We start from the raw sequence: 24,524 nt of genomic DNA, 5'->3' as shown, positions 1-24,524 counted from the left end.
TCGCGTGCGGGAAGGAGGCTCAGCTGACGCGGAGCACGTAGTCGAGGGGAACGGTGCCCAGTCCGGGCAGGTCGAGGTAGAGGCCGTCGGTACCGACGGTGACGCTGTCGACGGTGCCCTTCACGTAGGTGTCGACCTTGGTGTTGGTGCCGTCGCTGCCGGCGTGGCTGGCGGTGATGCCGTAGCTGCCGGCGGGCAGGCGGTTGCCGAGCGCGTCCTTGCCGTCCCAGTTAAACGCGACTTCGCCGGCCTTGGTCGCGGCGAGGGTGAAGTCGTGCACCTTCTGGCCGTTGGCATCGGTGATGGTGAAGGTCACGTTGCCGGCGCCGGGTGCGGCGACCGCGCCGCTGGCGCCACCGTCGGCGCCGAGCGCGAGCTTGGACGAGGGCACCAGCACCTGGCGGCCGACCAGCGCCGCACCCCGCAGCACCTGGTCGTTGCCCAGCGAGGTGGAGAAGCCCTGCACCTGCGAGTTGAGGTCCTGGATGCCCTGCACGGTCGAGAACTGCGCGAGCTGGCCGAGGAAGGCACTGTTCTCCATCGGCTTGAGCGGATCCTGGTGCTGGAGCTGCTCGGTCATCAGGCGCAGGAAGTCGGCCTGGCCCAGCGACTCCTCCTTCTTCTTGGTGGAGGTGTTGCCGGTCATCCCGAGGCTGGAATAGATATCGCTGCCAATCGTGCTCATGCGCGGGTTCCTCAGCGGCCCATCGTCAGGGTGGCCAGGGCGAGATCCTTGGCCGTGTTGATGACTTCCACGCCAGCCTGGTAGCTGCGCGAAGCGGAAATGAGGTTGACCATTTGCGCGACCGGATCGACGTCGGGCGAGAACACGTAGCCGTCGGCGTCGGCCAGCGGATGGCCCGGTTCGTAGCGGCGCACCGGCGGTGCTTCGCTTTGCGCGATCTCGCGCACGCGCACGCCGGTGAGGCTGGGGTCGCGGCTGTTGGCCTGGGCCTGGAACACCGGCTCCAGCGGCTTGTAGACCGCATCGGCCGAACCGGCCACCGAGTCGGCATTGGCCAGGTTGCTGGCGATGGTGCTCAGGCGCACGGACTGCGCCTGCAGCGCGGAGCCGGCGACGTCGAAGATCGGCAGGTTGCTCATGGCGGCGACGTGTTCCCTGTGGGCCGGTCTTACTGGCCGGTGATGGCGGTGAGCAGCGTGCGCACCTTGGATTCGAGGAAGCTCAGCGACGCGCGGTATTCCAGTGCGGCGCGGCCGTAGGCGGCGCGCTCGGCATCCGGATCGACGGTGTTGCCGTCGAGGCTGGGCTGGCTGGACTGGCGGGTGAGCTGGAACGGCAGCTGGCCGGTGGCGATCGCATCGGACAGGTGGCCCTCGCGGGTCGTGGCCAGGCCCGTGGCCGGCGCCAGGCCTTCGCGTTGCATCCGCGCCGCGCCCAGCGCGGCGTTGAAGTCCATGTCCTGGGCCTTGTAGCCGGGCGTATCCGCGTTCGCCAGGTTGCTGGCGATGAGCTTCATCCGCTGCTCGCGCAGGGGCAAGGCGTCGGCGTGGACACCCATGTAGGAAGAGATCGGATTGGACATGCTGCCTCCGGACGGACCGTTGCCGTCACACAGGCAAGCGCCGTGCCAGAAGGAGCGGGAGGGCCGCCTGCCGGGGCCGTGAACCGCGCCGCCGGTGGGCCTCAGGCCGCGCGGGCGACCTGGTGCAGCCGCGCCAGCACGTGCTCGGCGAGCTCGTGCGGGCTGTACTTGGCGACGAAGGCGTTGGCGCCCACGCGCTCGACCATGGCGTTGTTGAACACGCCCGACAGCGAGGTGTGCAGCAGCACGTACAGGCCGGCCAGCCCGGGGTGGCGACGGATTTCCGTCGTCAGGGTGTAGCCGTCCATGGCCGGCATCTCGATGTCGGAGATGACCATGGCGTAGCGTTCGGCCGGGTTCTCGCCGGCAGCGTGCACCTGCAAGAGGTGGTCCAGCGCCTGGCGGCCGTCGGAGAGCAGGGTGACGCCCACGCCGAGCTGGTCCAGCACGCTGCGGATCTGCTGCCGGGCCACGCGCGAGTCGTCCACCACCAGCACCTGCAGCGGCGGGGCGTCGGCGGGCAGCGCCAGCGCGGGGTCCAGGGTCGCGTCCATCCGCGCCTGGGTGATGTCGGCCAGCACGCTTTCCACGTCGATGACCTGGATCAGCGCATCCTGGAAGCGGGTGACCGCGGTCAGGTAGCTGGCCTGCGCGCCCAGGTCCGGCGGCGGGTGGATGTCTTCCACCGCGATGTTGACGATCCGCTCCACGTCGCTGACCAGGAAACCCTGGACCGAACGGTTGAATTCGGTCACCACCAGGTAGTGCGTGCTCTCGCCATCGCCGGACCCATCGCGCTCGGGATGGCCGATGGCCAGGCCCAGGTCCAGCACCGGCACCGAGCGGCCGCGCACGTCGGCCACGCCGGCGAACTGGGGTGGCAGCCCCGGAAGCTGGAACAGCGCCGGCCGGCGCAGCACTTCCTGCACCTTGAACACGTTCACGCCGAACAGCTGGCGGCCGCCGAGCCGGAACAGCAGCAGGGCCAGCCGGTTGTGGCCGGCGAGCCGGGTCCTCTGGTCGATGCGGTTGAGCAGGTTGTGCGCCATGTGCCCGGTATCGGCGCCGACGGCGATGGCTTGAGCGGGCGCGCGGGGTCGCGGCGGCACGCCGCTTGCATGGTCGTTGCCACGACATTCCATGGGAGGCCGCCGTGCTCCTGATGCGCTCGATGCTCATGTTCCTGCTGGCGCTGCCGATGATGGTGGCGCTGGCTGCCGGTGGCTTCCAGCCGGTGGAGTCGATCCGTGCCGCCGCGCTGGGCGCGGTGCCGGGCGGCCAGGCCGAGGCCAGCCTCGACCCGGCCCTGCGCATGCCCGCCTGCGCGCAGGCGCTGCAGGCGCAGCAGGCCACCGCTGGCACGGTCGAGGTCGCTTGCCCGGATGGCTGGCGGCTGTTCGTGCCGGTCAAGCTGCGACGCACCCAGCCGGTGCTGGTCCTGGCCCGTGGCGTGGCCGCGGGCGAGCCCATACCGGCCGACGCGCTGGCCACCGAGACCCGCGACACCTCGCGGATCGCCGGTGCCGCCCTGTCCGATGCCGGGCAGGCCGTCGGCCAGGTGGCCCGGCGTGTCCTGCCGGCGGGGACGGTTCTTTCCGCCGGCGACCTGGTCGCACCGCGGCTGGTGCGCCGGGGCGACCAGGTGGCGCTGGTGTCGCGCCGGGGCGGCGTGGAAGTGCGGGTCTCCGGCCGCGCCCTGGGCGATGCCGGCGAGAACGAGCGCGTGGCGGTCGAGAACCTGTCATCGCGGCGGGTCCTGCAGGGCAGGGTCGGTCCCGGCGGCGAGGTCCTGGTGACCCGATGAAAGACTTCGCAAGCGCCGCTCCGGACACGCCGAAGGCGACCGCCGGAAATATTTTCAACCCGGGCCTAAAGTTCTCCCGCTCCCTTGCCGATACCCCCGGCGTACCCCGCAAGAAGGACTCACCGTGATGAGCCAGAAGATCGAAGGCACCCCGCCCCCGGCCGTGCGCAGCACCGGTCCGGTCGGTGGCCGCATCGCGCCCGCAGGCGCCGATCGCTCCAACCCGGTCGAAGCCAGCCAGCCCGGCGACAGCCTGCGCCTGACCGGCGAGGCCACCAGCCTGCAGGCCCTGCAGCGCGAGCTGTCGGCCGCTCCGGCGATCGACCAGGCCCGCGTGGCCGAGGTCAAGCAGGCGCTGGAATCGGGCACCTACCGCATCGACCCGGCGAAGATCGCCGAGCGCATGCTGGACCTGGACAAGCAGCTGGGCGGCGGCTGATCGATGGACGCCCCGGCCACCAGCGACGAGGCGCTCGACCGCCTGGCCGCGGCGCTCGCCGACGAGCGCCGGGCCCTGCTGGGCCACGACATCGAACTGCTGGTGCGCTCCACCCACGACAAGCTGGCGGCGCTACGGCGGCTGGAAGCGGACCTGCCCGGCGGCATCGCCGAGCGCCTGGCCGTACTGGCCGAGACCAACCGCAGCAATGGCGCACTGCTGGCGCGCCGCCGGCGCGAGGTCAACTGGGCGCTGCGCCACCTCGGCCGCGCCGAAAGCGCGCCGGCCTACGACGCGCAGGGCCAGGCCCAGCAGCTGCAGGCGCGCCGCGAACTGGCGGTGGTGTGATCGCCGCACGCGGCTGCCGATGCGCAGCCGGCTAGAATCGGATCCTGCGAACCCTGCTGGCAGTGCCGTGACCGAAACTCCAGACGCAGCACGCGTCCCCTCCGTGCAGACCATCCAGGCCCTGAGCGACCGCATGCTCGAGGGCGTGCTGCTGTATGGCGCCGACAGTCGCCTGCTCTACGCCAATCCGTCGGCGCATGCGCTGTGCCGGGAATGCTATCCGCGCGATCTCGCCAGCGGCCTGAGCCTGGAGCAGCTGCTGCCGCTGGACGCGCTGGTCCAGGCTCGCGCGAGCGGGCGCTGGAACGGCCACCTGTCGTTCGGACAGGACGCGATCCTGATGGTCCACCTCTACTTCGACCAGAACGAGGGCGGCCACTTCCTGGTGGTGATGCAGGACCTGAGGCAGATCCGCTTCTACGAGCAGGACCTGCTGCGCCGCCATGCCGAACTGAACGTGCGCCTGACCGCGGCGCAGGAGAAGCTGCTGCAGGCCGAAAAGCTGGCTTCGATCGGCCAGCTCGCCGCCGGCGTGGCCCACGAGATCAACAACCCGATCGGCTACGTGCATTCCAACCTGGGCAGCCTGCAGGAATACCTGCACAGCCTGTTCGCGCTGATCGAGGCCTACGAGCGCGCCCTGCGCTCGGCCGACCCGCGCGCGATGATCCCGGAGATCGACCAGACCCGTTCGCGCCTGGACATCGACTTCATCAGCCGCGACCTGCCGCAGCTGATGACCGAATCGCGCGAGGGCATCGAGCGGGTGACCCGGATCGTGCGCGACCTGAAGGATTTCTCGCGCAGCGAGCGCGACGAGTCGTGGAAGCTGGTGGACATCCACGCCGGCCTGGAATCCACGCTCAACATCATCTGGAACGAGCTCAAGTACAACACCACGCTGGAGAAGCGCTACGGCACGCTGCCGCCGGTGGAGTGCCTGCCGTCCGAGCTCAACCAGGTGTTCATGAACGTGCTGATCAACGCCGGCCAGGCGCTCGGCGAGCGCGGCACGATCCGCGTGGAAACCGGTCATGAGGATGACCACGTCTGGGTCGAGATCGCCGACAGCGGCCCGGGCATCCCGCCGGAGGCGCAGCAGCGCATCTTCGATCCGTTCTTCACCACCAAGCCGGTCGGCAAGGGCACCGGCCTGGGCCTGTCGATCTCCTACGGCATCGTCGCCAAGCACCACGGCCGGATCGACGTGGACAGCCGCATCGGCGAAGGCTCGCGCTTCCGGATCGTGCTGCCGGTGCGACAGCCGCAGCCGGCGGCCTGAAGCGCCCGGGCGATGCGGGGCCCGGCGGAGCGCATCGCGCTCACGCCATCGGCGGGCGCACCTGGTGGGTACGGAACGCCTGGCGGATGTGCTCGCGCAGTTCGTCGTCGTTCCACGGCTTGGTCAGGAACCGGTAGATCGCGCCGCGGTTGATCGCGTCGGTGACCGTGGCCAGGTCGGTGTAGCCGGACAGGACCATGCGCACGGTATCGGGGTAGAGCATCTTCACCCGGCCCAGGAACTCGGTGCCGCTCATGTCGCTCATGCGCTGGTCGGAGAGGATCACCTGCACGTCGTTGGTGGCGAGCAGGTCGAATGCATCGCGCACGTTGCCCGCGGCCAGGATCCGGTAGCCGTCGCGGCGGAACAGGCGCACCAGCGAGCGCAGCACGTTCTCCTCGTCGTCGACCAGCAGCAGGGTCTGGTCCTGCTTGCTGGCGGCGAACAGTTCCGGGCGCAGGTAGCGCCGGCGCAGGGCCAGGCCGGCGGCGTCGGCCGGCATCGGCTCGCCAAACAGGTAACCCTGGAAGACGTCGCAGTCGCTGCGCCGCAGGTAGCCCAGTTGTGCTTCGGTCTCCACGCCGTTGGCGATCACTTTCATGTTGAGCTGGTGGCCCATCGCGATGATCGCGCGCACGATCGCGGTCTCGCGCTCGCCGGCAGGAGAGCTGCGGATGAAGCTGCGGTCGATCTTGAGCTTGTCGACCGGGTAGCGCACCAGCGCGCTGAGGCTCGAATCGCCGGTGCCGAAGTTGTCCAGGGCCAGGCCCACGCCTTCGCGGCGCAGCGCGACCAGCCCTTCGTAGACCGGGATGACGTTGGCGGCCAGCGCGCTTTCGTTGATCTCCAGCACCAGGCACTCGGGCGGCACGCCGGCCTGGCGCAGCAGGGTGAGCACCTCGTCCGGGAAGCCGGGCCGCTGCAGTTGCAGGGTCGAGACGTTGACCGTGACGAACAGGTCGTCGAAGCCCGATTCGCGCCACAGCCGCAGCTGCTCGATCGCGTTCTCCAGCACCCAGCCACCGATCTGGACGATCACGCCCAGGCGCTCGGCCGTGGGCATGAAGCGCTCGGGCACCAGCAGTCCCAGGCTAGGCGACTGCCAGCGCACCAATGCTTCCATGCCGATCACGCGGCCGTCGCGGGCGCTGATCTCCGGCTGGAAGCGAAGGCGCAGTTCGCCATTGGGGATCGCATCGACGATCTGCCGCGCGATCACGCTTTCGTTGTGGACGTTTTGCAGGCTCTGGCCGCCGTAGAACTGGATGCGCTCGTCGCCATGGGTGGCCTGGCGCGAGGCGATCTCGGCCGTGCGCAGCAGCGTGTCGGCGTCCTGTGCGTGGCCAGGGCACAAGCTCACGCCCAGTTTGACGGTAAGGAACAGGGTGTACGGAAGCACGCTCAGCGGCAGCTCCGCTTCGCGCTGCAGCGCCCAGGCCACGTCGGTCGCATCGGGGCTGCCGGCAACCAGGGGAATCGCGGCGACGAACTCGTCGCTGCCATGCCGCCACAGCCGGCCACGGCCCTCCAGCGAAGCCTCCAGCCGGCGCGCCAGCAGGTCCAGCGCCAGGTCGCCCACGGCCACGCTCATGTTCTCGTTGACCGAGGCGAAGTGGTCGATGTCCAGGTGCACCACCATCAGCGGCGCGCCACCGGCCAGGGCGTCGTCGACCATCGCCTGCAGCGCCGGGTTGGCGGCGCCCAGGCGCGGCGGTGCCGCTACGCCGCCGTGGTCGTATGCGGGCAGGATCGGGGGCATGGCGTTCAGGACGTGGCCTGCTGCGCGTACGGCAGCTGGAGGTGGATGCGGGTGCCGCGGCCGGGCAGGGCGTCGATGCGCAGCTGGCCGCCGACGCTCTGCGCGCGTTCGCGCATGATCACCAGGCCCAGGCCGCTGGCATCGGCCGGCTCGAAGCCGCGGCCGTCATCTTCGATCCGCAGCCGCAGGCAGGTGCCTTCGCCATCCTCCAACGCCAGGCTCACGCTGCGCGCACGGGCATGGCGCAGGACGTTGGTCAGTCCCTCCTGGGCGATGCGGAAGCAGGCCTGCTCCACCTCACGCTCCGGGCGCTGCGGCAGGGCCTGGATATCCAGCTCCAGGTGCACCGGCGAGTTGCGCATCAACGTGCCCGCGTGCCAGCGCAAAGCCGCCTCCAGGCCCAGCGCATCCAGCTGCGGCGGGCGCAGCAGCATGGACAGGTTGCGCAGCTTGTCCAGGGTCGTGTCGGCGGTTTCGGCCAGCGCATGCAGGTCTTCCTGGCGCCGGTCCGCGTCGGCTTCGCCCATCGCGGCGTGCGCGGACAGCTTCATCGCGGTGATCGCCTGGCCGATGTCGTCGTGCAGCTCGCGGGAGATCGCCCGGCGTTCGTCCTCCTGCGCGGTGAACAGCTGCCGGCCCATCGCCTGCAGTTCCTGGTTGCTGTTGGCCAGGTCGTAGCGCATGCGCTCGGGCTCGCTCAGGTCGCGCATGACCAGCAGCTTGCACTGCTGCCCACCGTAGCGCGCGTCGCTGCACGACAGGGCGACCCGGAAGGTGCTGCCATCCTCGCGGCGCATGCAGGGCGAGGGCTCCTCGCCGGGAGCGCCCGACTGCAGGTATTCGCGCAGCCGCACCAGGTCGGGTGCGTCGACCAGCGCCGACAGCGGCTCGCCCAGCAGGCGCTCGCTCTGCCGGGCGAACAGTCCTGCGCAGGCCGGATTGGCGTAGATCACGTGTTCGCCGGACAGGATCATCACGCCATCGGGCAGGATCCTCATCAGTTCCGCGAACTGCTGTTCGCGCTCGCCCAGCAACCGCCGTGTCTGCTGCTCCTCGGTGACGTCCTGCGCGGTTCCGCGCAGGAGCCGGCGCCGGTCCTCGTCCACGGCCTGCACGCGCAGGCGCAGCAGGCGCTCCTGCCCGCCGGTGCCGATGAAGGGCAGCAGCACGTCCATCTTCTGCGCCTGCCCGCTGGCCAGTTCGTCGAGCAGCTGGTCCAGGCGCGCCTGGTTGACCGGATCCGCGGCGACCAGCACGTCCTGCAATGCGCGGGCCCGGTCGTCGCCACCGGCCTGGCCCAGCAGGTGCTGCAGGATCGGGCTGAAGTGGCCACGACGGGTCTGCGAATCGATCTCGAACGAGCCCAGCCGGGCCAGCCGCTGTGCTTCCTGCAGGCGCGCCATGGCCTGCTCCCGGGAGCGCTGCGATTGCAGCTCCAGGGTACGGTCGAAAGTCACGATCAGGCGGATGCGGTTGCCGCCGACGAAGACCAGTTCCGAACTGCGCATCTCGACGTCGCGATGGCTGCCGTCGCTGGTCCGCAAGCGCTCGATCCGCGCGTAGGGCTGGTCGGGCGCGGCGCGGATGGCGGCCACGCCGGCGTCGTAGTACTCCCGGCTTTCGCTGGGCCACAGCATGTGCATCTCCATGCCGCGCAACTCGCCACGCGACCAGCCCAGGAAGCTGCTGGCCGCCGGGTTGGAATCCAGGATCCGCATCGTCTCCAGGTCGTAGGTCCACATCGGGCTGGGACTGGCCTCGAACATCTCCCGGTAGCGCGACTCGGAATTCACGAGTCGCTGCTGCGCAAGGAGCAGGCGATCGACCAGCGGACGCAGCAGCAGGTACAGCAGCAGGCCGGTACCCACCATGTAGACCACGCCCTTCCAGCTCTGCAGGCGGGTGACGGTGCGGACGTCGGCGAACAGGCTGGCGATGAGCTGGTCGCTGAACAGGATCCAGCAGATGCCCAGGAGGACGTAGAACAGGGCGATGCGCCACACCAGGCCGCGCGCCTTCGATTCCACCAGTGGCATGCCGACCGCCGGGGCGGGGCCCTGCGTGTCTGGCTTTTCCTGTGCGCGCATCGATCCCCCCGGCGTGGATCGCAAGCATATCAGTGCCCCCGGCGTGCACAGCGCATGCGTGCCCGATGCGGGCGGGCGCACAGGCACGGCTCAACAAACGTCCATGGCGGCCGCTACCTCCTTGACGACCCGCTACGGGCGATTGCATGGAGTGCAGGCATGGACGCGGGTGCGATCGCTAGCCTGATGCAGCATCCGATCGACAGCGCCCTGCTGGTGCTCGATCGCGACGGCATGCCGTTGGCCGCGAACCCGGCCGCGCAGGCGCTGGGCCTGCAGCATGCGGCGGCCCGCTACGCGCCGATGCTGCAGGACCTGCGCCGGATCCTGGCCGCCGACGGCCTGCAGGCAGTGGCCTGCAGCCTGCCGGGGCCGCAACGCCGGCTCGATGGATGGCTGCGCGCGGTGCGCGCGCCGGAAGGGGGCGTGCTGGCCTACACCCTGGGGATCCCCGATCCGGAAGGCGTCGGCCGCTGGCAGGTGGCGCTGGACAGTGCCGGGCATGGCCTGTGGGACTGGGACATCGCCGCCAACCGCCTGTTCCGCTCGGAGAGCTGGCTGGCGATGCTTGGATACACCGCCGACGACGCGCCCGATACCAGCCTGGAGTCGGCGCTGTCGCTGGTCCATCCCGACGACATCGAGCGCGTGCGCCGTGGCGTGCAGGCGCACCTGGACGGGCATGCCGGGGTCTATGCCGGCGAGCACCGCGTGCGCCACCGCGACGGCAGCTGGCGCTGGGTCCGCGACAGCGGGCGCGTCGTGGCCTGGTCGGCCGACGGCCGGCCCCTGCGGATGGTCGGCACCCATACCGCGATCGAAGAACAGAAGCAGCTCGAGTCCGAGTTGCGCCGGCAGCAGGCGCTGCTCGAGGACGTCCAGCGCGTCGCCGCGATGGTGCCGTGGTCCTGGGATCCGCGCAGCGACAGCGGCTGGTGGCCGGCGGATCTCTACCACCTGGCCGGCCATCCGTTCCAGCCGCGCGACAGCGCCCGGGCCTGGTTGCGGCGGCTGCCGCGCGCGGCAGCCTCGACACTGCGTGGCGCGTGGCGGCGCATGCGCCGCGACGGCCAGCCGGTGCACTTCCACCTGGAAGTGGGCGATGCGCTGGGTGCGCCCCTGCAGCTGCAGGCGTGGGCGCGCCCGGAAATGGACGCGGACGGGCACATCGTCCGCGTGCTCGGCCAGGTCCAGGACGTGACCGCGCAGCGCAACGCCGATGCCCTGCTGCGCTGGCGTACCGAACTGCTGGACCGGGTCTCGTCGCTGGGCCACATCGGCGGCTGCGAGATCGAGCCGGTCAGCCGGCGCGTGCAGTGGACCGAAGAATGCTGCCGCATCCACGGCATGCCGCCGGGCCCGCTGGGCCTGGACGATGCCCTGGCGCTGTACACGCGCGACTCGCGCGAGGCGTTCGAGGCCGCGTTGGCGCGGCTGGTCGAAGGCGGTCCGCCCGAACAACTGGAGCTGTGCTTCTACCGCCACAGCGGACAACGCGTGTGGGTGCAGGTCCTGGTCGAGATGGATACGCGCCAGGGCCTGGCGCCGCGGCTGGTCGCGCTGTACCGCGACATCACCCGCGAGCGCGAGACCAGCGAGCGGATCGAACTGCTCTCGCATTACGACCTCCTCACGGGACTGCCGAACCGCTTCCTGCTGCGCGCCCAGGCCGAGGAGGCGATCATGGCGGCGCAGGACGAAGCAGGCGAGGGCGGCCTGTCGTTGCTGCTGGTGGACCTGGACGGCTTCAAGAACATCAACGATTCGTTCGGCCATGCGGCCGGCGACGCCATGCTCAAGGCCGCCGCCGGGCGCATGCACCACGCGCTCGGAAACGGCGAGTTCTTCGGCCGGCTTGGCGGCGACGAATTCCTCGTCGCGCTGCGCGGGCCGACCGACCCGGATGCCGCCGAGGCACTGGCGGCGAGGCTGATCGCCGCGCTCTCCGAGCCGCTGGCCTTCGGCAGCGAACAGCTCAAGGTCGGCGCCAGCGTCGGCATCGCGCTGCTCGGCCGCGACGGCGATGCCTTCGACGACCTGCTGCGCGCGGCGCATGCAGCGCTGCGGGCCGCGCGCGAACGCGGCCGCAACAGCTGGCAGCTGCACAACCAGGACATCCACCGCCAGACGCGGCGCCGGCTCGAGATCGAGCATTCGCTGCGCGGGGCGCTGGAACGCGAGGAATTCAGCCTGGTCTACCAGCCGCAGGTCAGCCTGCGCGATGGGCAGGCGCCGGGCATCGAGGCCCTGCTGCGCTGGCACCGGCCCGCCGGCCATTGCCATCCGGGCGAGTTCATCCCGGTGGCCGAGCAGTGCGGCGAGATCGTGCGGCTGGGCGAGTGGGTGATCGCGCAGGCCTGTCGCCAGGCCGTGGCCTGGCATGCGGCCGGGCTCGATTTCGGCCGGATCGCAGTCAATGTCTCCGGCGTGCAGCTGCGCGACCGCGGTTTCGCCGAACGCGTGGTGACCCTGTGCCAGCGTGCCGGCTGGCCGCCGGGCCGGTTGGAACTCGAGTTGACCGAGTCGGCCCTGATCGTGGACAGCGACAACGTCCGGCACTGCTTCCAGGTGTTCGAACGCCATGGCGTGCAGCTGGCGGTGGACGATTTCGGCACCGGCTTCTCCAACCTGCAGTACCTCAACCGATTCCCGGTGCAGCGCCTGAAGATCGACCGCAGCTTCGTCACCGACATGCTGGGTGATGCCAATGCCGGTGAAGTCACCCAGGCGATCATCCACCTGGGCCATGCGCTGGGCATGCGCGTGGTCGCCGAAGGGGTGGAAACGCTGGAAGAACAGGCGCAGCTCGCCCGCTGGGGCTGCGACGAGATCCAGGGCTACCTGTACACGCGGCCGCTGCCGCCACGCGAACTGGCGCAGTGGCTGCGCCAGCTGTCGCCCGAGGCCGGCCCTGCCGGCTGGACCGCGGGCCTGGCATCGCACGGCCGCTGAGGACTCCCCCGGGATCTGGAAGGGGCTGCCGGTGGCGGCCCTTTTTTCGTGGAAGGGATCTGGAGGTCACGTGATCACGTGGACGGTACTGAAGCCGATCTGCGCAGGTGCGCAGGCCCGGTCACGTCAGCGTCGCGAGGACGCCTGAGGCTTTCCCGGGGCACGCGTTGCAACTGGGGGCAGTGCAGGCTGCAGGCGGCGCGCGCCTGGCGCGTTGCGATGACGGCGTCAGCCTGCCGAAGCCTCAGCCGGTCGAGGAGTCCAGGTCCCAATCGATGCAGGCGGCCAGCACGTCGGCCATCTGCTTCGCTTCCACCAGCGCCCGTGCCGCTCCGATCTCGTCGTTGGCGAGCTGCTCCAGGCGGGACAGGACCGCCTTGCGGGCGGCGGGGGAGGCAGCTTCACTCCCGGCGTTCGCGGTGGCCACCGACTGATCGGGAGCCGGGACAGGGGCGGCTCCCATGGCCGCCTCGCTGCCGGCAAAGGCCAAGGCCCCGGCTAGGGGCCGGGGCTTGGCGGGGAGGGCCGCACCGGTATCGCGCGGCGGCATCCCGTAGTGCTCCATCTCAGAACAGCTCGACGGTACCGGCACCCATGCTCTGCTGGGCGACCGGCTTGTGCGGCGGCTGCTCCCAGTCGCCGCGCAGGTCGCGCAGGCGCTGGCCCAGGCGCTGCAATGCGCGCATCACATCCTCGTCGGCCGCGCCGTTGCTGCGATGGAGCAGCTCCTGCAGGGCCAGCGCTTCGCGGTTGATCGCATCGAGGCGGTCCAGGTGCACGTGTGCGCCGCCCAGGGCCTGGGTGGCGATGTCCTCGAACTGCAGGGCGCGCACCGCTTCGGCGACGGAGCCGTCGATGGCACGGCCGCATTCGGAGATCTCGCGCATGCCATCGCCCAGCGAACTGTTGATCGCCGCGACGTTCTGCAGCATCTGCGCGGCTTCGGCACGGGCTTCGCGGGAGCGGTCCAGGTCGCGCGAGGCCATCTGCGTGACCGTTTCGCGGACCTTCTGGATCGCGTCCTTGGAACTGTGCGCGAGCTTGCGGATCTGCTCGTTGAAGGTGGTCGACCGCTCGGAGAGGTTGCGCACCTCGTCGGCGACCACCGCGAAGCCACGCCCGGCCTCGCCGGCGCGGGCCGCTTCGATCGCTGCGTTCAACGCCAGCAGATTGGTCTGGTCGGCGATCGACTTGACGTCTTCCAGCAGGGCGAAGATGCCGTCGAGGTGCTGGGCCATCTGGTCGATGTGCTGCACGGTGACGGTGCTCTGCCCGGCGACCTGTTCCAGCGCCTCCACCAGTTGCTCCATGCGCGAGCTGGCGTGCTGGGCGAAGCGGGCGACATCCACGCCGCCGGCGCCGTCCTGGTCGGCGATGATCCGGGCCATCGCCGATCCCTGCTGGCGCGACTTGCGGTTCATCGCATCGAAGCTGCCACCCAGCCCGGCAACGGCCTGGCGGATCAGTTCACGGGCGCGTTCGACCTCGTGGCGCGAACCGTCGATTTCCTTGCCGACGAAGCTGCGCAGGTCGCCGAGCAGCTGTTCCTGCTCGCGCAGGACGCGCTGGTGTTCGGGCGAGCGCGCCGGCGTGCCGGCCCCGCGCAACAGCAGCCATGCCGCGAAGCCGAACCAGCTCAGGGTAAGGGTCGTCAGGATGGCCCAGCGCACCGCAGGCGGCCAGTCAAAGCCGATGGCGAGAGGGGTGAGGAGTGTCAGCACCAGCGGTGCTGCCATGCGGATAATCAGTCGGGGGTCCATGGGCGATCTCTGCGGAGCTACGTTCGCAGTATCGGCCGCAGCCCGGGGGGCTTTAGCACGACCGGCGCCTTCACGCGCCGGTAGCGTGCTCAGCGCAGCTGTCCGCCGACCGCTTCCATCATCGCCCGGCGGGCGAGCAGGAACTGCCACGGGTGGCCGCCGAGCTGGCGCCACAGCAGCGCCGAGCGCACCGCGGCCAGCAGCAGGGCGCGTATTTCCGAGACCACGCCGGGCTGGCCGAGGTAGTGCGGGTTGCCCTGGACCATGATCCGCGGCCGCAGGTGGCTGATGGTGTCCGCATACAGCCCGCCCAGCGCGGCCAGCACCTCCGGATGGGTGCTGTCGTGTTCTTCGGCCTGCGGGGCGATCGCGGCGATGCCGTTGGCCACCGCGGCCAGGGTGTTGGGCTCGCCGGTGAACCGGCGCTCGAGCTGGATCGTGGCCCACGCCAGCCGCGGCAGCATCGGGTCGTCGCCACGGCTGCCGAGGTAGTCGGCGAGCACGCGCAGGCCGGGTTCGAGCGTGCGCACGCCGCCGTAGATCTGGGCGGTGGAGTCGGCATCGATGCGGAACACGCTGTCCAGCACCGGGCGGGCGGCGCCGGTTTCACTCTGGCCGGTCTCGGCGATACGGCGTACCTGTTGCAGCGCCTGGGCCAGGCCGGCCAGCGCCAGCACGCGATCATCGTAGGGAGAAGTCATGCGTCCATTCTAACCGGCGGTTGCGACCGCGGCCGCGCCCATGCCCGATCGCGAGCGCAGCGGGCGTCGCAGGTGGCGGGCGAGGAAATGCGGCGCCGCAGTGTGACGTTCGTCCCGCGCCTGGCGCCGATCGCCCTCCATATCGCCAGCGGCAGAGAGAAAAGGGCGTCCTAGCGCCCCGGCGACGGTGCGTCGGTGGAATCGATCACGGCACCGCCCAGGCACGCCACGCCGTCGTAGAGCACCAGCGACTGTCCGGGCGTGGCTGCACGCTGGGCGCGCACGAATCGCACCGAGACGCTGCCGTCCTCCTCGACGCGCACGTGGCAGGGTTCTTCCTGCTGCCGGTAGCGGACCTGCGCGGTGCAGTCGAACGTGGTCGCCGGCGGTGCGCCCTCGACCCAGTGCATCGCCTCGCTGCGCAGCGCGTGCGACTGCAGCCACGGACTGTCGCGGTCCTGGTCGACATAGAGGACGTTGCCCGCCACGTCCTTGCCGACCACGTACCACGGCGCCGCCTGCCGGCCGCGCACGCCGCCGATGTTCAGGCCCTCGCGCTGGCCGAGGGTGAAGTAGAAGACGCCCGGGTGCATGCCGATCCGCACCCCGTCCGGATCTCGGATCTCGCCCGGCTGTGCCGGCAGGTAGCGGCCGAGGAATTCGCGGAAATCGCGCTCGCCGATGAAACAGATGCCGGTCGAGTCCTTCTTGGCATGGTTGGCAAGCCCTGCTTCGCGCGCCATCTGGCGCACCTGCGCCTTGGGCAGGTGGCCGATCGGGAAGACGGTGGCGGCCAGCTGGGCCTGGCCGAGCTGGTGCAGGAAGTAGCTCTGGTCCTTGTCGCGGTCGGCGCCGCGCAGCAGCCGCCAGCGGCCGCCGGATTCGACGACCTGCGCGTAGTGGCCGGTGGCGATGCGTTCGGCTCCCAGCTCGCGGGCCGCGTCCAGGAAGTGCTTGAACTTGACCTCGCGGTTGCACAGCACGTCCGGGTTGGGCGTGCGCCCGGCGGCGTATTCGGCCAGGAAGTGCTCGAACACGCCGGCCCAGTACTGTTTCGAGAAGTCGCGGAAGTGGAACGGGATGCCGAGCCGGCCGCAGACGGCGACCGCATCGCGGCGATCCTCCTCGGCACGGCACTCTCCGCTGCCGTCGTCGTCCCAGTTCTGCATGAACAGGCCCGCGATGGACTCGCCGGAGCGGGCCAGCAGCCAGGCGGCCACCGAGGAGTCGACGCCACCGGACACGCCGACCACCGTGCGCGGCGCGCTCATCGACAGGCCTCCATGCAGGCCGGCAGGGTCACAGCGCCTGCACCAGCGACAGCGGATGGCGCCGCCCGGCCAGCCAGTCGGCGGCGACCTGCCAGACCAGCGGGCTGCGGTGGTCGCCGGCCCGCGCGCGCAGTTCGGCCGGCGTCAGCCAGACGGCACGCTCGATGCCCTCGTCCAGCCGGCGTGACGGATCATGGGCCACTGCCCGGCCGGCAAAGGCGAACCGCAGGTACTGCTGCCCGCCCGGCGCGGTCCACTGGTAGGTGCCGATGAAGGCCTCCACGGCGATCTCCCAGCCGGTTTCCTCGAGGGTCTCGCGCACCGCCCCCTCGGCCAGGGTCTCGCCCGGCTCGAGGTGGCCGGCCGGCTGGTTCAGGACCAGGCGACCCTCGATGCGCTCTTCGACCTGCAACAGGCGCCCGTCACGGACGACCACGCTCGCCACGGTCACGTCGGGATGCCAATCGCGGACGGGCAGGGTGGCCAACGGCTCAGAACTCGTCGCTGTCGGGGTCGCCAGCCAGTTCCCGCTCCATTTCGTCGGCGCTGGTCACCGCGGCGTTGATCGCCTGGTCCAGCGCCTCGGCACCGGCTGCGGCGTCGAGCTTCACCACGAGCAGCGCATGCCCGTTGTGCTTGACCCAGGCGCCGAGCTTGAGGTCGTTCGACGCTTCCAGCAGCCGGTTGGCGACCGGCCCCGGGAAGGCGCCGCTGGACTTGTAGGCGGGCGACCAGATCTCGCGGATGCGATGGCTGCCATAGGTCTCCACCGGCGAACGGACGAATACCAGCTGGCTGCGCTCGGCGTTGTCCTTGCCCTCGAGGGCCATGATCATCTTGTAATCACCATCGCCATCCACTTCGTATTTGTAGCCCAGCTCGTCGAGCATTGCGGCTACCGACGGATCGGCTTTCGGTGCTGCGAGGGCGGAAAGCGGGAGGAGGACCAGCAGGAGCAGGACGGCGAGGCGACGCAGCGACATGGGAATCCCTGGTTTGAGTTGTGATGGTGGCGCGACGGTATTGTCCGGCAGCCAGCGCGATCGAGTCCATCGGCAGGCGACCGTTATAATCGCGGCCATGCCCCACACCCCCCGACACGAACACGAACACGGGACCCTGGTCGATCCGGGCAAGCCCGAAGTCGCGCCACCGCCGATGTACCAGGTGGTCCTGCTCAACGACGATTACACCCCCATGGACTTCGTCGTGGCGGTGCTGCAGCAGTTCTTCGCCCTGGACATGGAACGGGCCACCCAGGTGATGCTCCACGTGCATACCCGCGGCCGCGGCGTCTGCGGCGTCTTCACGCGGGAAGTGGCCGAATCCAAGGTCGCCCAGGTCAATGAATTCTCGCGGATGAACCAGCATCCCTTGCTGTGCAGCATGGAAAAGGCCTGAGCGGCCTGCCGGGCCGGAGGGCCCGGTCGCCCCGGCGTGCCGCAGGCTGAACGCAGCGATCCGAGGGGGTTGTGGAATTCCGGGTAACAGGCCGCATATTGTTGGCATACCGCCGGAGTCCACCATGTTCAGCAAAGACCTCGAACAGACCATCGGCCAGTGCTACAAGCGCGCTCGAGAAGCACGTCATGAATTCATGACCGTCGAGCACCTGTTGCTGGCGCTGCTCGACAATCCTTCCGCCCAGGCCGTGCTCAGGGCGTGCGGGGCCGATTCTGTCCGCCTGCGCGGCGAGCTCGACCAGGCCATCGAGGCGTCCGTCTCGCGCCTGGCCGAAGACGACGGCCGCGACACCCAGCCCACGCTCGGATTCCAGCGCGTGCTGCAGCGGGCCGTCTACCACGTGCAGTCCTCCGGCAAGAAGGAGGTGACCGGCGCCAACGTGCTGGTGGCCATCTTCGGCGAGAAGGATTCGCACGCGGTCTATTTCCTGACCCAGCAGGACGTCACCCGGCTGGACGTCGTCAATTACCTGTCCCATGGCATCGCCAAGCTCGGCGACGAACAGGACAGCGGCTCGTCGGCGCCGAGCGACGGCGAGGGCAAGGCCGAGGCCGGCGAGGGCGACGGCAAGACCGATGCCCTGGCCGAGTACGCCACCAACCTCAACGAACAGGCGCGGATCGGCAAGATCGACCCGCTGGTCGGCCGCGCCGACGAGATCGAGCGCACCATCCAGGTGCTGTGCCGCCGGCGCAAGAACAACCCGCTGTACGTGGGCGAGGCCGGCGTGGGCAAGACCGCGATCGCCGAGGGCCTGGCCAAGCGGATCGTCGAAGGCGAGGTCCCGGACGTGCTGTCGGATGCGGTGATCTACGCACTGGACCTGGGCGCGCTGGTGGCCGGGACCAAGTATCGCGGCGACTTCGAGAAGCGCCTGAAGGGCGTGCTTTCGTCGATCAGGAAGATCCCCGGCGCGATCCTGTTCATCGACGAGATCCACACCATCATCGGTGCCGGCTCGGCCTCCGGCGGCACCATGGATGCCTCCAACCTGATCAAGCCGGCACTGGCGTCCGGCGAGCTGCGCTGCATTGGCTCGACCACGTTCCAGGAGTACCGCGGCATCTTCGAGAAGGACCGGGCGCTGGCCCGCCGCTTCCAGAAGATCGACATCGTCGAACCGACCGTGGGCGAGACCTACGAGATCCTGCAGGGCCTCAAGCCCCGTTACGAGGCCCACCATGGCGTCACCTACGCCGACGAGGCGCTGCAGGCGGCCGTGGAGCTGTCGGTCAAGCACATCGCCGACCGGCTGCTGCCCGACAAGGCCATCGACGTGATCGACGAAGCCGGCGCGCGCCAGCGCCTGCTGCCGCCCAGCACGCGCAAGGAGCTGATCGACGTCGAGGAGATCGAGACCATCGTCGCCAAGATGGCGCGGATCCCTGCCAAGCAGGTCAGCGCCACCGACAAGGACGTGCTCCAGCACCTGGAGCGCAACCTGAAGATGGTGATCTTCGGCCAGGATCCGGCGATCGAGACCCTGGCCTCGGCGATCAAGCTGGCGCGCAGCGGCCTGGCCAACCCGGACAAGCCGATCGGCAACTTCCTGTTCGCCGGGCCCACCGGCGTGGGCAAGACCGAAGTGACCAAGCAGCTGGCGTTGCAGCTGGGCATCGAACTGGTCCGCTTCGACATGTCCGAGTACATGGAACCGCACTCGGTGTCGCGCCTGATTGGCGCGCCTCCGGGCTATGTCGGTTTCGACCAGGGCGGCCTGCTGACCGAGAAGATCGTCAAGACGCCGCACTGCGTGCTGCTGCTGGATGAGGTCGAGAAGGCGCACCCGGACATCTTCAACATCCTGCTGCAGGTCATGGACCGCGGCGTGCTGACCGACACCAACGGGCGCGAAGCGAACTTCAAGAACGTGGTGATCGTGATGACCACCAATGCAGGGGCGGCGCAGGCGTCGCGGCGTTCGATCGGCTTCACCCGGCAGGATCACTCGACCGACGCGATGGAAGCGATCCGCCGCGGTTTCAGCCCCGAGTTCCGCAACCGCCTCGACGCGGTGGTGCAGTTCCAGCCGCTGGGCTTCGAACACATCCTGCGCGTGGTCGATAAGTTCCTGATCGAGCTGGAAATGCAGCTCAACGAGAAGCACGTGGCCCTGTCGGCTTCGCCGACCGCCCGCGAGTGGCTGGCGCAGCACGGCTTCGACCCGCTGATGGGCGCCCGGCCGATGGCGCGTGTGATCCAGGACAAGATCAAGCGCCCTCTGGCCGACGAACTGCTGTTCGGCAAGCTGGTCGACGGTGGCCGGGTCGACATCGACGTCGTCGATGGGGTGCTCGTGGTGGAGAGCCACTCCGAACCGGAACGGCTGTTGCCCGCGACAGTGTGACCCTGCGCGCGCGCCGGGTGGCGAGAGCCCCGGCGCGCTAGTGGCCAGCATGCGCGGCGACCGGAATGTCCCACGCCTCGTACCCAGCGGCAGCCATGGTCCGCGGGTTCAATGCGGGTGCGCAGCAGGCGAAACTCCGATCGCCTCGATCCGCTTCACCTGGCAGATGTCGTAGCGGGTCTGCACCCGGGTACCCTTCGGGCACACGCGGTTGTCGACACCCTGGGACCTTATCGAAACCGACCGGGCCGAAGCCAACGAGTGGCAGGCGCCACGCAATTCGACGTGATAGTAGCTTTCGCCGTCGCGCAGGCTGAAGGACGACGTGCTGCCGTGGCGCGTGATGTCACGGTCCGGGCCCAGGTCGATGCATGTGGTGAGCGCGGGGGCTTCGTTGGCGGTAGCCGCGAAGGCGATGCCCGCAAGGAAAGCGGCAGCGAGAAAACGCTTGGTATCCATGGCAGTGTGGCTGGCGCCGGTCCGGATTGGACCGGACTCAGGCTAGGACCGCCGCACGGGCCGCGAATCTGCCTGTGGTGACAATGACCGTCGTCATTGGCCCGATGGGGGCGGTGACTTCCGGCGGTGCATCGAGCTATCGACGCCGGGCCCGACTTGAAGCCACGTAGATGGCAGGACCGCCGCCGCCCGCCACGACGAGGAGACGGTAGGCGACGGTCCTGCGCCGGAAATCAGCGCGAGATGCGCTTCTTGCGGCTGGCGAACTCTTCGGCTTCGAGCGATTCGACCTTGCCGACGCTGCACGTCGAACGGTTGGTCTTGACCTTGCTGCCCTTCGGGCAGAGGCGGTTGGCCGCACCATCGGTGCTGATCTCGATGCTGGTCGCGGTGGCCAGCGAACTGCAGTCGCCGCGGAAGCCGACCAGGTAGTGGGCGTCGCCGTCGCGCAGCAACATGTTCTGGGCGCCACCGCCACGAACGATCTCCTGGTTGGTGCTCAGGTCGACGCAATCGGTGATCGAAGTGCTTTCAGCGGCGTTGGCGGCGAACGCTGCGCTGGCGAGGAACACTGCAGTGCAAAGACGCTTGATGTTCATGGCGATATGGGGTCGGGTCCGGTCCGGATTGGACCGCGCACAGGCTATGCGCCACCCCGGATTCGTGAACCTGCCTATGGTGACAATGACCAAGGTCATGGAGGTGCCGACAGTAATGGCACGTTCATATCGCACGCACGGGTGTGCGTGACTGCCCACTTCAGCAGCCGTGCTTTTCCATCAGGACGCGCAAAGAAAAAGGCGGCCAATGGCCGCCTTCTTTCGCACGCATGGCGATCATGCCGTGGGCGATCACTTCATGCGATAGGTGATGCGTCCCTTGGTCAGGTCGTACGGCGTCATCTCCACCTTCACCTTGTCGCCGGTGAGGATGCGGATGTAGTTCTTGCGCATGCGGCCGGAGATGTGGGCGATGATTTCATGCCCGTTCTCCAGGCGTACCCTGAACGTGGTGTTGGGCAGCGTCTCGGCGACGGTGCCTTCGAACTCGATGGAGTCGTCTTTCGACATGCGGTTCCAGATTAGGCGCGGGCGGGCGGAAAGCCGGGTATTTTACGCCAGGCTGGCGGCAAAGGCAAAAATTATGTTAACAGGCGGTCGCAACGGTTAGCGTCGAGGCCTGCAGGGTGCCGAATGCCGCGGTCCAGCTTCCATCCCGGCCACGCTGGCCTACCAGCTTTTCCACCGATTCCAGGAAGCGCGCGCGCGGCCAGGTCTCGCCCCCCAGCGTGTAGAGGTGGGGATTCTCGACCTGGGCATCGAGCAGCGGCCAGCCCCATCCATCCAGCTGGCGGGCCAGTGCCGCCAGGGCCACCTTCGAGCCTCCGGGCTGGGCGCTGAACATGCTCTCTCCGAAGAACATCCGCCCGATCGCCACGCCATAGATGCCGCCCACAAGCTGTCCGTCTCCATCCAGCACCTCCACCGAGTGGGCGTGGCCCAGGCGGTGCAGGCGCGCATAGGCCAGTCGCATCTCCGGCGTGATCCACGTGCCGCGTTGCCCGGGGCGGGGTGTCTCGGCGCACGCGGCCAGCACCGCATCGAACGCGGTATCGGCGCGGATGCACCAGCGGCTGCGGCGCAGTTCGCGACGCAGCCGCGAGGACAGGTGCACCGCATCGGTGCGGAACACCATCCTCGGGTCAGGGCTCCACCACAGGATCGGCTGGTCCCGCGAGTACCAGGGAAAGATGCCGCCGCGATAGGCCGCCAGCAGGCGCCCGGGCGACAGGTCGCCGCCCACGGCAAGCAGGCCGTCGGGTTCGCGCAGGGCCTGGCTGGCCGGCGGAAACGGCGCGCCGGGGTCGTCCGGCAGCAGGTAGGGTCGGGCAGCCATCACGCGAGTCTAGGGTGGCCCGCGCCCATCAGGACGATGCCCGGAAGGGCGAGTGGGCGACCAGGTTGGCGGCATACCGCTGCACGGAACTGGTCTCCTCGGTGCACCAGTCGCGCAGCGCCTGCCGGAACTGTGGATGGGTGATCCGGTGGCGACTGCGGACAAGGGTCGGGAGAAAGCCCCTGGCCAGCTTGTGCTCGCCCTGCGCGCCGGGCTCGAACCGCGCCAGACCATGCTCCAGGCAGTACTCGATGCCCTGGTAGTAGCAGGTCTCGAAGTGCAGCCCCGGCAATACCCCGTCCGCGCCCCAGTAGCGGCCGTACAGCGCGTCGGTACCGCGCAGGCAGAGCGCACCGGCGACCGCGACGCCATTACGTATTGCCAATATTATCAATATATTGCGAGGCATTATTCGCGCAATATGTCCAATGAAATCCCGGGTCAGTGCGGGTGCGTTGCCGTAGTCGCGAAACGTCTGCAGGTAGAAGCGGTGGATCGCATCGAGGTCCCCGGGCGTGGCTTCGTCGCCATGCACTCGACGGAAGGTGACCCCGGCGCGCTGCACCTTCGCCCGTTCCTGGCGGATGTTCTTGCGGTGCTTGTGGTCCATCGCGGCAAGGAAGGCATCTAAATCCGCCCAGCCATCCTGGTTGTGCCAGTGGTACTGCACGTCTATCCGCGACAGCCAGTCCTCGTCGAACAGGCGGTCCTCCGCTTCGGTGTGGAAGTTGACGTGGGCCGACGACACGGCATCGGCCGCGGTCCGCCGCGCGATCTCGACAAGCAGTGCACGCCTGCAGGCCTCATCGCGCGCGAGCAGGCGCGGCCCGGTAACCGGGGAGTAGGGCACCGCGAACAGCCACTTGGGGTAGTAATCCAGTCCGTGGCGCGCGTAGGCATGGGCCCACGCGTGGTCGAACACGAACTCGCCGTGCGAGTTGGCCTTGAGGTAGCCCGGTGCCGCCGCCACCAGTCGCTCGCCCTCCCACAGGGTCAGGTGGCGCGGGGTCCAGCCCCAGTCCTCGCGCAGGCAGCCATGGCGCTCCAGGCCTTCGAGGAAGGCATGGCAGAGGAATGGATTGGCACCGTCGTGCAGCGCGTCCCATTGCACCGCGTCGACCTGCGCCAGCGCAGGCAGCAAGCGGACCTGCAGGGTCATCGCGGACGCTTGCCCCGAGCCATGGCGCCAGGACGTCGCGGACGGTCAGCGTGCCGCCGTACCGGGTCGGGACGGCGGCATCGCATCAGGCGCCCTTGTCGAGGTAGCGCTCTGCGTCCAGCGCGGCCATGCAGCCGAAACCGGCCGAGGTGATCGCCTGCCGGTAATGCTGGTCGGCCACGTCGCCGGCGGCGAACACGCCTTCTACCGAGGTCTGGGTCGCATTGCCGCCCAGGCCGGAGCGGATTTCCAGGTAGCCGTTGTCCATCGCCAGCTGGCCCTCGAACAGGCCGGTGTTGGGATGGTGGCCGATGGCCACGAAGAAACCATGCGCGGCGATGTCGCGGGTGCTGCCGTCCAGCACCGACTTCACCCGCACCCCGGTCACGCCCGCGTCGTCGCCGAGCACTTCGTCGACGGCGTGGTGCCAGACCGCTTCGATCTTGCCGGCCTGGATCTTCGCGAACAGCTTGTCCTGCATGATCTTCTCCGCCCGCAGGGTGTCGCGGCGATGGACCAGGTAGACCTTGCGGGCGATGTTGGACAGGTACAGCGCCTCTTCCACGGCGGTGTTGCCGCCACCGACCACGACCACGTCCTGGTCGCGGTAGAAGAAGCCGTCGCAGGTGGCGCAGGCGGACACGCCGCGCCCCTTGAACTTCTCCTCCGACTCGATGCCCAGGTACTTGGCGGTCGCGCCGGTGGCGATGACCAGGGCGTCGCAGGTGTACGTGGCGTTGTCGCCGCTCAGGGTGAACGGCTTCTTCGACAGGTCGGCGGTGTGGATGTGGTCGAAGATGACCTCGGTATCGAAGCGTTCGGCATGGGCCTGCATCCGGGTCATCAGGTCCGGGCCCATCAGGCCGTGCGCGTCGCCGGGCCAGTTGTCGACCTCGGTGGTGGTCATCAGCTGGCCACCCTGCTGCAGGCCGGTGATCACCACCGGCTTGAGGTTGGCACGGGCGGCGTAGACGGCAGCGGTCCAGCCGGCGGGGCCGGAACCGAGGATGAGCAGGCGCGAATGCTTGGTGGCGGTCATGCAGTCCGGAGATTATGAGGGAAGGTCGGCGTATAGAGTGGCGGCCGTACCGGGGCGAATCAAGGACGGGTCCGGCCGCGGCGCAGGTCCCCGGACAAATCCGGGGATGCCATGCAGCGCTAGGCAATGGCTGACAGAAGCGTTTAAGATCAAGGCCTAACATCGCATTCTGCGAGCGCTTCCAGACCCGCGCTTCCGGACCATAGGATC

Annotated in this window: 25 protein-coding genes; 7 read left to right on the top strand and 18 right to left on the bottom strand. The window is 69.2% G+C overall.

Annotated features, from left to right (window positions below; all coding sequences use genetic code 11):
• Positions 1-19: 19 nt before the first annotated feature.
• The 4 genes from CSC65_RS10405 to CSC65_RS10390 all read right to left on the bottom strand — a co-directional run bounded on the left by CSC65_RS10405 (position 20) and on the right by CSC65_RS10390 (position 2,596).
• The gene (locus tag CSC65_RS10405; RefSeq protein ID WP_162410505.1) at positions 20-685 is read right to left on the bottom strand and encodes a flagellar hook capping FlgD N-terminal domain-containing protein; all 666 of its coding nucleotides are present in this window, start codon (positions 683-685) and stop codon (positions 20-22) included.
• A gap of 11 nt (positions 686-696) precedes the next feature.
• Positions 697-1,104 (bottom strand): flagellar basal body rod protein FlgC, encoded by a 408-nt coding sequence (gene flgC, locus CSC65_RS10400; protein WP_162410504.1) that lies wholly within the window; start codon positions 1,102-1,104, stop codon positions 697-699.
• Positions 1,105-1,133: 29 nt separating this feature from the next.
• The gene (gene flgB, locus CSC65_RS10395; protein WP_162410503.1) at positions 1,134-1,547 is read right to left on the bottom strand and encodes a flagellar basal body rod protein FlgB; all 414 of its coding nucleotides are present in this window, start codon (positions 1,545-1,547) and stop codon (positions 1,134-1,136) included.
• A 101-nt stretch (positions 1,548-1,648) separates the two neighbouring features.
• Entirely contained in the window at positions 1,649-2,596 is a 948-nt protein-coding gene (locus tag CSC65_RS10390) for a chemotaxis protein (protein WP_162410591.1), read from the bottom strand.
• A 128-nt stretch (positions 2,597-2,724) separates the two neighbouring features.
• Here CSC65_RS10390 and flgA point away from each other — a divergent pair, with 128 nt between their 5' ends.
• The 4 genes from flgA (at position 2,725) to CSC65_RS10370 (ending at position 5,420) form a co-directional block, all read left to right on the top strand.
• Entirely contained in the window at positions 2,725-3,351 is a 627-nt protein-coding gene (gene flgA / locus CSC65_RS10385; protein WP_162410590.1) for a flagellar basal body P-ring formation chaperone FlgA, read from the top strand.
• 127 nt (positions 3,352-3,478) lie between these two features.
• The gene (gene flgM / locus CSC65_RS10380) at positions 3,479-3,790 is read left to right on the top strand and encodes a flagellar biosynthesis anti-sigma factor FlgM (RefSeq protein ID WP_162410502.1); all 312 of its coding nucleotides are present in this window, start codon (positions 3,479-3,481) and stop codon (positions 3,788-3,790) included.
• 3 nt (positions 3,791-3,793) lie between these two features.
• A complete protein-coding gene (locus tag CSC65_RS10375) occupies positions 3,794-4,138 on the top strand; it encodes a flagellar protein FlgN (RefSeq protein WP_162410501.1) in 345 nt (114 codons plus the stop codon).
• A gap of 133 nt (positions 4,139-4,271) precedes the next feature.
• Entirely contained in the window at positions 4,272-5,420 is a 1,149-nt protein-coding gene (locus tag CSC65_RS10370; protein ID WP_238390359.1) for an ATP-binding protein, read from the top strand.
• Positions 5,421-5,460: 40 nt separating this feature from the next.
• Here CSC65_RS10370 and CSC65_RS10365 read toward each other — a convergent pair whose 3' ends face one another.
• Both CSC65_RS10365 and CSC65_RS10360 read right to left on the bottom strand, forming a co-directional pair.
• Positions 5,461-7,179 (bottom strand): EAL domain-containing protein, encoded by a 1,719-nt coding sequence (locus CSC65_RS10365; protein ID WP_162410499.1) that lies wholly within the window; start codon positions 7,177-7,179, stop codon positions 5,461-5,463.
• Between the two features lie 5 nt (positions 7,180-7,184).
• Positions 7,185-9,215, bottom strand: coding sequence for a PAS domain S-box protein (locus CSC65_RS10360; RefSeq protein ID WP_162410498.1), 2,031 nt, complete (start codon positions 9,213-9,215; stop codon positions 7,185-7,187).
• A 210-nt stretch (positions 9,216-9,425) separates the two neighbouring features.
• Here CSC65_RS10360 and CSC65_RS10355 point away from each other — a divergent pair, with 210 nt between their 5' ends.
• Complete coding sequence (locus tag CSC65_RS10355) at positions 9,426-12,218, top strand: EAL domain-containing protein (RefSeq protein ID WP_162410497.1); 2,793 nt, start codon at positions 9,426-9,428, stop codon at positions 12,216-12,218.
• A gap of 244 nt (positions 12,219-12,462) precedes the next feature.
• On the opposite strand, the gene CSC65_RS10350 is transcribed toward CSC65_RS10355, so the two are convergent.
• From CSC65_RS10350 to CSC65_RS10325, 6 genes are all read right to left on the bottom strand, one after another.
• A complete protein-coding gene (locus CSC65_RS10350; protein WP_162410496.1) occupies positions 12,463-12,681 on the bottom strand; it encodes a hypothetical protein in 219 nt (72 codons plus the stop codon).
• Positions 12,682-12,784: 103 nt separating this feature from the next.
• Positions 12,785-13,978: a methyl-accepting chemotaxis protein gene (locus tag CSC65_RS10345; RefSeq protein ID WP_162410495.1), complete on the bottom strand. Its 1,194-nt coding sequence runs from the start codon at positions 13,976-13,978 to the stop codon at positions 12,785-12,787.
• A gap of 89 nt (positions 13,979-14,067) precedes the next feature.
• Positions 14,068-14,679 (bottom strand): high frequency lysogenization protein HflD, encoded by a 612-nt coding sequence (gene hflD / locus CSC65_RS10340; RefSeq protein WP_162410494.1) that lies wholly within the window; start codon positions 14,677-14,679, stop codon positions 14,068-14,070.
• A gap of 170 nt (positions 14,680-14,849) precedes the next feature.
• A complete protein-coding gene (mnmA, locus tag CSC65_RS10335) occupies positions 14,850-15,950 on the bottom strand; it encodes a tRNA 2-thiouridine(34) synthase MnmA (protein WP_162410493.1) in 1,101 nt (366 codons plus the stop codon).
• Between the two features lie 28 nt (positions 15,951-15,978).
• Entirely contained in the window at positions 15,979-16,437 is a 459-nt protein-coding gene (locus tag CSC65_RS10330) for an NUDIX hydrolase (protein ID WP_162410492.1), read from the bottom strand.
• Positions 16,438-16,441: 4 nt separating this feature from the next.
• Entirely contained in the window at positions 16,442-16,933 is a 492-nt protein-coding gene (locus CSC65_RS10325; RefSeq protein ID WP_162410491.1) for a type III secretion system chaperone family protein, read from the bottom strand.
• Between the two features lie 97 nt (positions 16,934-17,030).
• Between CSC65_RS10325 and clpS the strand changes: the two genes are divergently transcribed.
• Both clpS and clpA read left to right on the top strand, forming a co-directional pair.
• Complete coding sequence (clpS, locus tag CSC65_RS10320) at positions 17,031-17,351, top strand: ATP-dependent Clp protease adapter ClpS (protein WP_162410490.1); 321 nt, start codon at positions 17,031-17,033, stop codon at positions 17,349-17,351.
• A gap of 124 nt (positions 17,352-17,475) precedes the next feature.
• The gene (gene clpA, locus CSC65_RS10315; RefSeq protein WP_162410489.1) at positions 17,476-19,761 is read left to right on the top strand and encodes an ATP-dependent Clp protease ATP-binding subunit ClpA; all 2,286 of its coding nucleotides are present in this window, start codon (positions 17,476-17,478) and stop codon (positions 19,759-19,761) included.
• A gap of 108 nt (positions 19,762-19,869) precedes the next feature.
• Here the strand turns inward: clpA and CSC65_RS10310 are convergent, their stop codons facing one another.
• The 6 genes from CSC65_RS10310 to trxB form a co-directional block, all read right to left on the bottom strand.
• Positions 19,870-20,220, bottom strand: coding sequence for a hypothetical protein (locus CSC65_RS10310; RefSeq protein WP_162410488.1), 351 nt, complete (start codon positions 20,218-20,220; stop codon positions 19,870-19,872).
• A gap of 233 nt (positions 20,221-20,453) precedes the next feature.
• A complete protein-coding gene (locus CSC65_RS10305) occupies positions 20,454-20,819 on the bottom strand; it encodes a hypothetical protein (RefSeq protein WP_162410487.1) in 366 nt (121 codons plus the stop codon).
• A 252-nt stretch (positions 20,820-21,071) separates the two neighbouring features.
• The gene (infA, locus tag CSC65_RS10300) at positions 21,072-21,290 is read right to left on the bottom strand and encodes a translation initiation factor IF-1 (protein WP_162311621.1); all 219 of its coding nucleotides are present in this window, start codon (positions 21,288-21,290) and stop codon (positions 21,072-21,074) included.
• A gap of 76 nt (positions 21,291-21,366) precedes the next feature.
• Positions 21,367-22,116 carry a leucyl/phenylalanyl-tRNA--protein transferase gene (gene aat / locus CSC65_RS10295; protein WP_162410486.1) on the bottom strand — a complete coding sequence of 250 codons (750 nt, stop codon included), beginning with the start codon at positions 22,114-22,116 and terminating at the stop codon, positions 21,367-21,369.
• A 28-nt stretch (positions 22,117-22,144) separates the two neighbouring features.
• Positions 22,145-23,275: a GNAT family N-acetyltransferase gene (locus CSC65_RS10290; protein ID WP_162410485.1), complete on the bottom strand. Its 1,131-nt coding sequence runs from the start codon at positions 23,273-23,275 to the stop codon at positions 22,145-22,147.
• Positions 23,276-23,360: 85 nt separating this feature from the next.
• Complete coding sequence (trxB, locus tag CSC65_RS10285; protein ID WP_162410484.1) at positions 23,361-24,314, bottom strand: thioredoxin-disulfide reductase; 954 nt, start codon at positions 24,312-24,314, stop codon at positions 23,361-23,363.
• Between the last annotated feature and the right edge of the window lie 210 nt (positions 24,315-24,524).

This window comes from Pseudoxanthomonas daejeonensis, from assembly GCF_010093205.1.
GTDB lineage: Bacteria > Pseudomonadota > Gammaproteobacteria > Xanthomonadales > Xanthomonadaceae > Pseudoxanthomonas > Pseudoxanthomonas daejeonensis.
Note: the sequence above shows the minus strand (reverse complement) of the source record. Positions and strands in the feature narration are given on the sequence as shown.

Bases quoted from the DNA above. Each gene is read 5' to 3' on its own strand.
- CSC65_RS10405 (WP_162410505.1), bottom strand. From the start codon at position 685: ATGAGCACGATTGGCAGCGATATCTATTCCAGCCTCGGGATGACCGGC.
- flgC (WP_162410504.1), bottom strand. From the start codon at position 1,104: ATGAGCAACCTGCCGATCTTCGACGTCGCCGGCTCCGCGCTGCAGGCG.
- flgB (WP_162410503.1), bottom strand. From the start codon at position 1,547: ATGTCCAATCCGATCTCTTCCTACATGGGTGTCCACGCCGACGCCTTG.
- CSC65_RS10390 (WP_162410591.1), bottom strand. From the start codon at position 2,596: ATGGCGCACAACCTGCTCAACCGCATCGACCAGAGGACCCGGCTCGCC.
- flgA (WP_162410590.1), top strand. From the start codon at position 2,725: ATGTTCCTGCTGGCGCTGCCGATGATGGTGGCGCTGGCTGCCGGTGGC.
- flgM (WP_162410502.1), top strand. From the start codon at position 3,479: ATGAGCCAGAAGATCGAAGGCACCCCGCCCCCGGCCGTGCGCAGCACC.
- CSC65_RS10375 (WP_162410501.1), top strand. From the start codon at position 3,794: ATGGACGCCCCGGCCACCAGCGACGAGGCGCTCGACCGCCTGGCCGCG.
- CSC65_RS10370 (WP_238390359.1), top strand. From the start codon at position 4,272: ATGCTCGAGGGCGTGCTGCTGTATGGCGCCGACAGTCGCCTGCTCTAC.
- CSC65_RS10365 (WP_162410499.1), bottom strand. From the start codon at position 7,179: ATGCCCCCGATCCTGCCCGCATACGACCACGGCGGCGTAGCGGCACCG.
- CSC65_RS10360 (WP_162410498.1), bottom strand. From the start codon at position 9,215: ATGCCACTGGTGGAATCGAAGGCGCGCGGCCTGGTGTGGCGCATCGCC.
- CSC65_RS10355 (WP_162410497.1), top strand. From the start codon at position 9,426: ATGGACGCGGGTGCGATCGCTAGCCTGATGCAGCATCCGATCGACAGC.
- CSC65_RS10350 (WP_162410496.1), bottom strand. From the start codon at position 12,681: ATGGGAGCCGCCCCTGTCCCGGCTCCCGATCAGTCGGTGGCCACCGCG.
- CSC65_RS10345 (WP_162410495.1), bottom strand. From the start codon at position 13,978: ATGGACCCCCGACTGATTATCCGCATGGCAGCACCGCTGGTGCTGACA.
- hflD (WP_162410494.1), bottom strand. From the start codon at position 14,679: ATGACTTCTCCCTACGATGATCGCGTGCTGGCGCTGGCCGGCCTGGCC.
- mnmA (WP_162410493.1), bottom strand. From the start codon at position 15,950: ATGAGCGCGCCGCGCACGGTGGTCGGCGTGTCCGGTGGCGTCGACTCC.
- CSC65_RS10325 (WP_162410491.1), bottom strand. From the start codon at position 16,933: ATGTCGCTGCGTCGCCTCGCCGTCCTGCTCCTGCTGGTCCTCCTCCCG.
- clpS (WP_162410490.1), top strand. From the start codon at position 17,031: ATGCCCCACACCCCCCGACACGAACACGAACACGGGACCCTGGTCGAT.
- clpA (WP_162410489.1), top strand. From the start codon at position 17,476: ATGTTCAGCAAAGACCTCGAACAGACCATCGGCCAGTGCTACAAGCGC.
- CSC65_RS10310 (WP_162410488.1), bottom strand. From the start codon at position 20,220: ATGGATACCAAGCGTTTTCTCGCTGCCGCTTTCCTTGCGGGCATCGCC.
- CSC65_RS10305 (WP_162410487.1), bottom strand. From the start codon at position 20,819: ATGAACATCAAGCGTCTTTGCACTGCAGTGTTCCTCGCCAGCGCAGCG.
- infA (WP_162311621.1), bottom strand. From the start codon at position 21,290: ATGTCGAAAGACGACTCCATCGAGTTCGAAGGCACCGTCGCCGAGACG.
- aat (WP_162410486.1), bottom strand. From the start codon at position 22,116: ATGGCTGCCCGACCCTACCTGCTGCCGGACGACCCCGGCGCGCCGTTT.
- CSC65_RS10290 (WP_162410485.1), bottom strand. From the start codon at position 23,275: ATGACCCTGCAGGTCCGCTTGCTGCCTGCGCTGGCGCAGGTCGACGCG.
- trxB (WP_162410484.1), bottom strand. From the start codon at position 24,314: ATGACCGCCACCAAGCATTCGCGCCTGCTCATCCTCGGTTCCGGCCCC.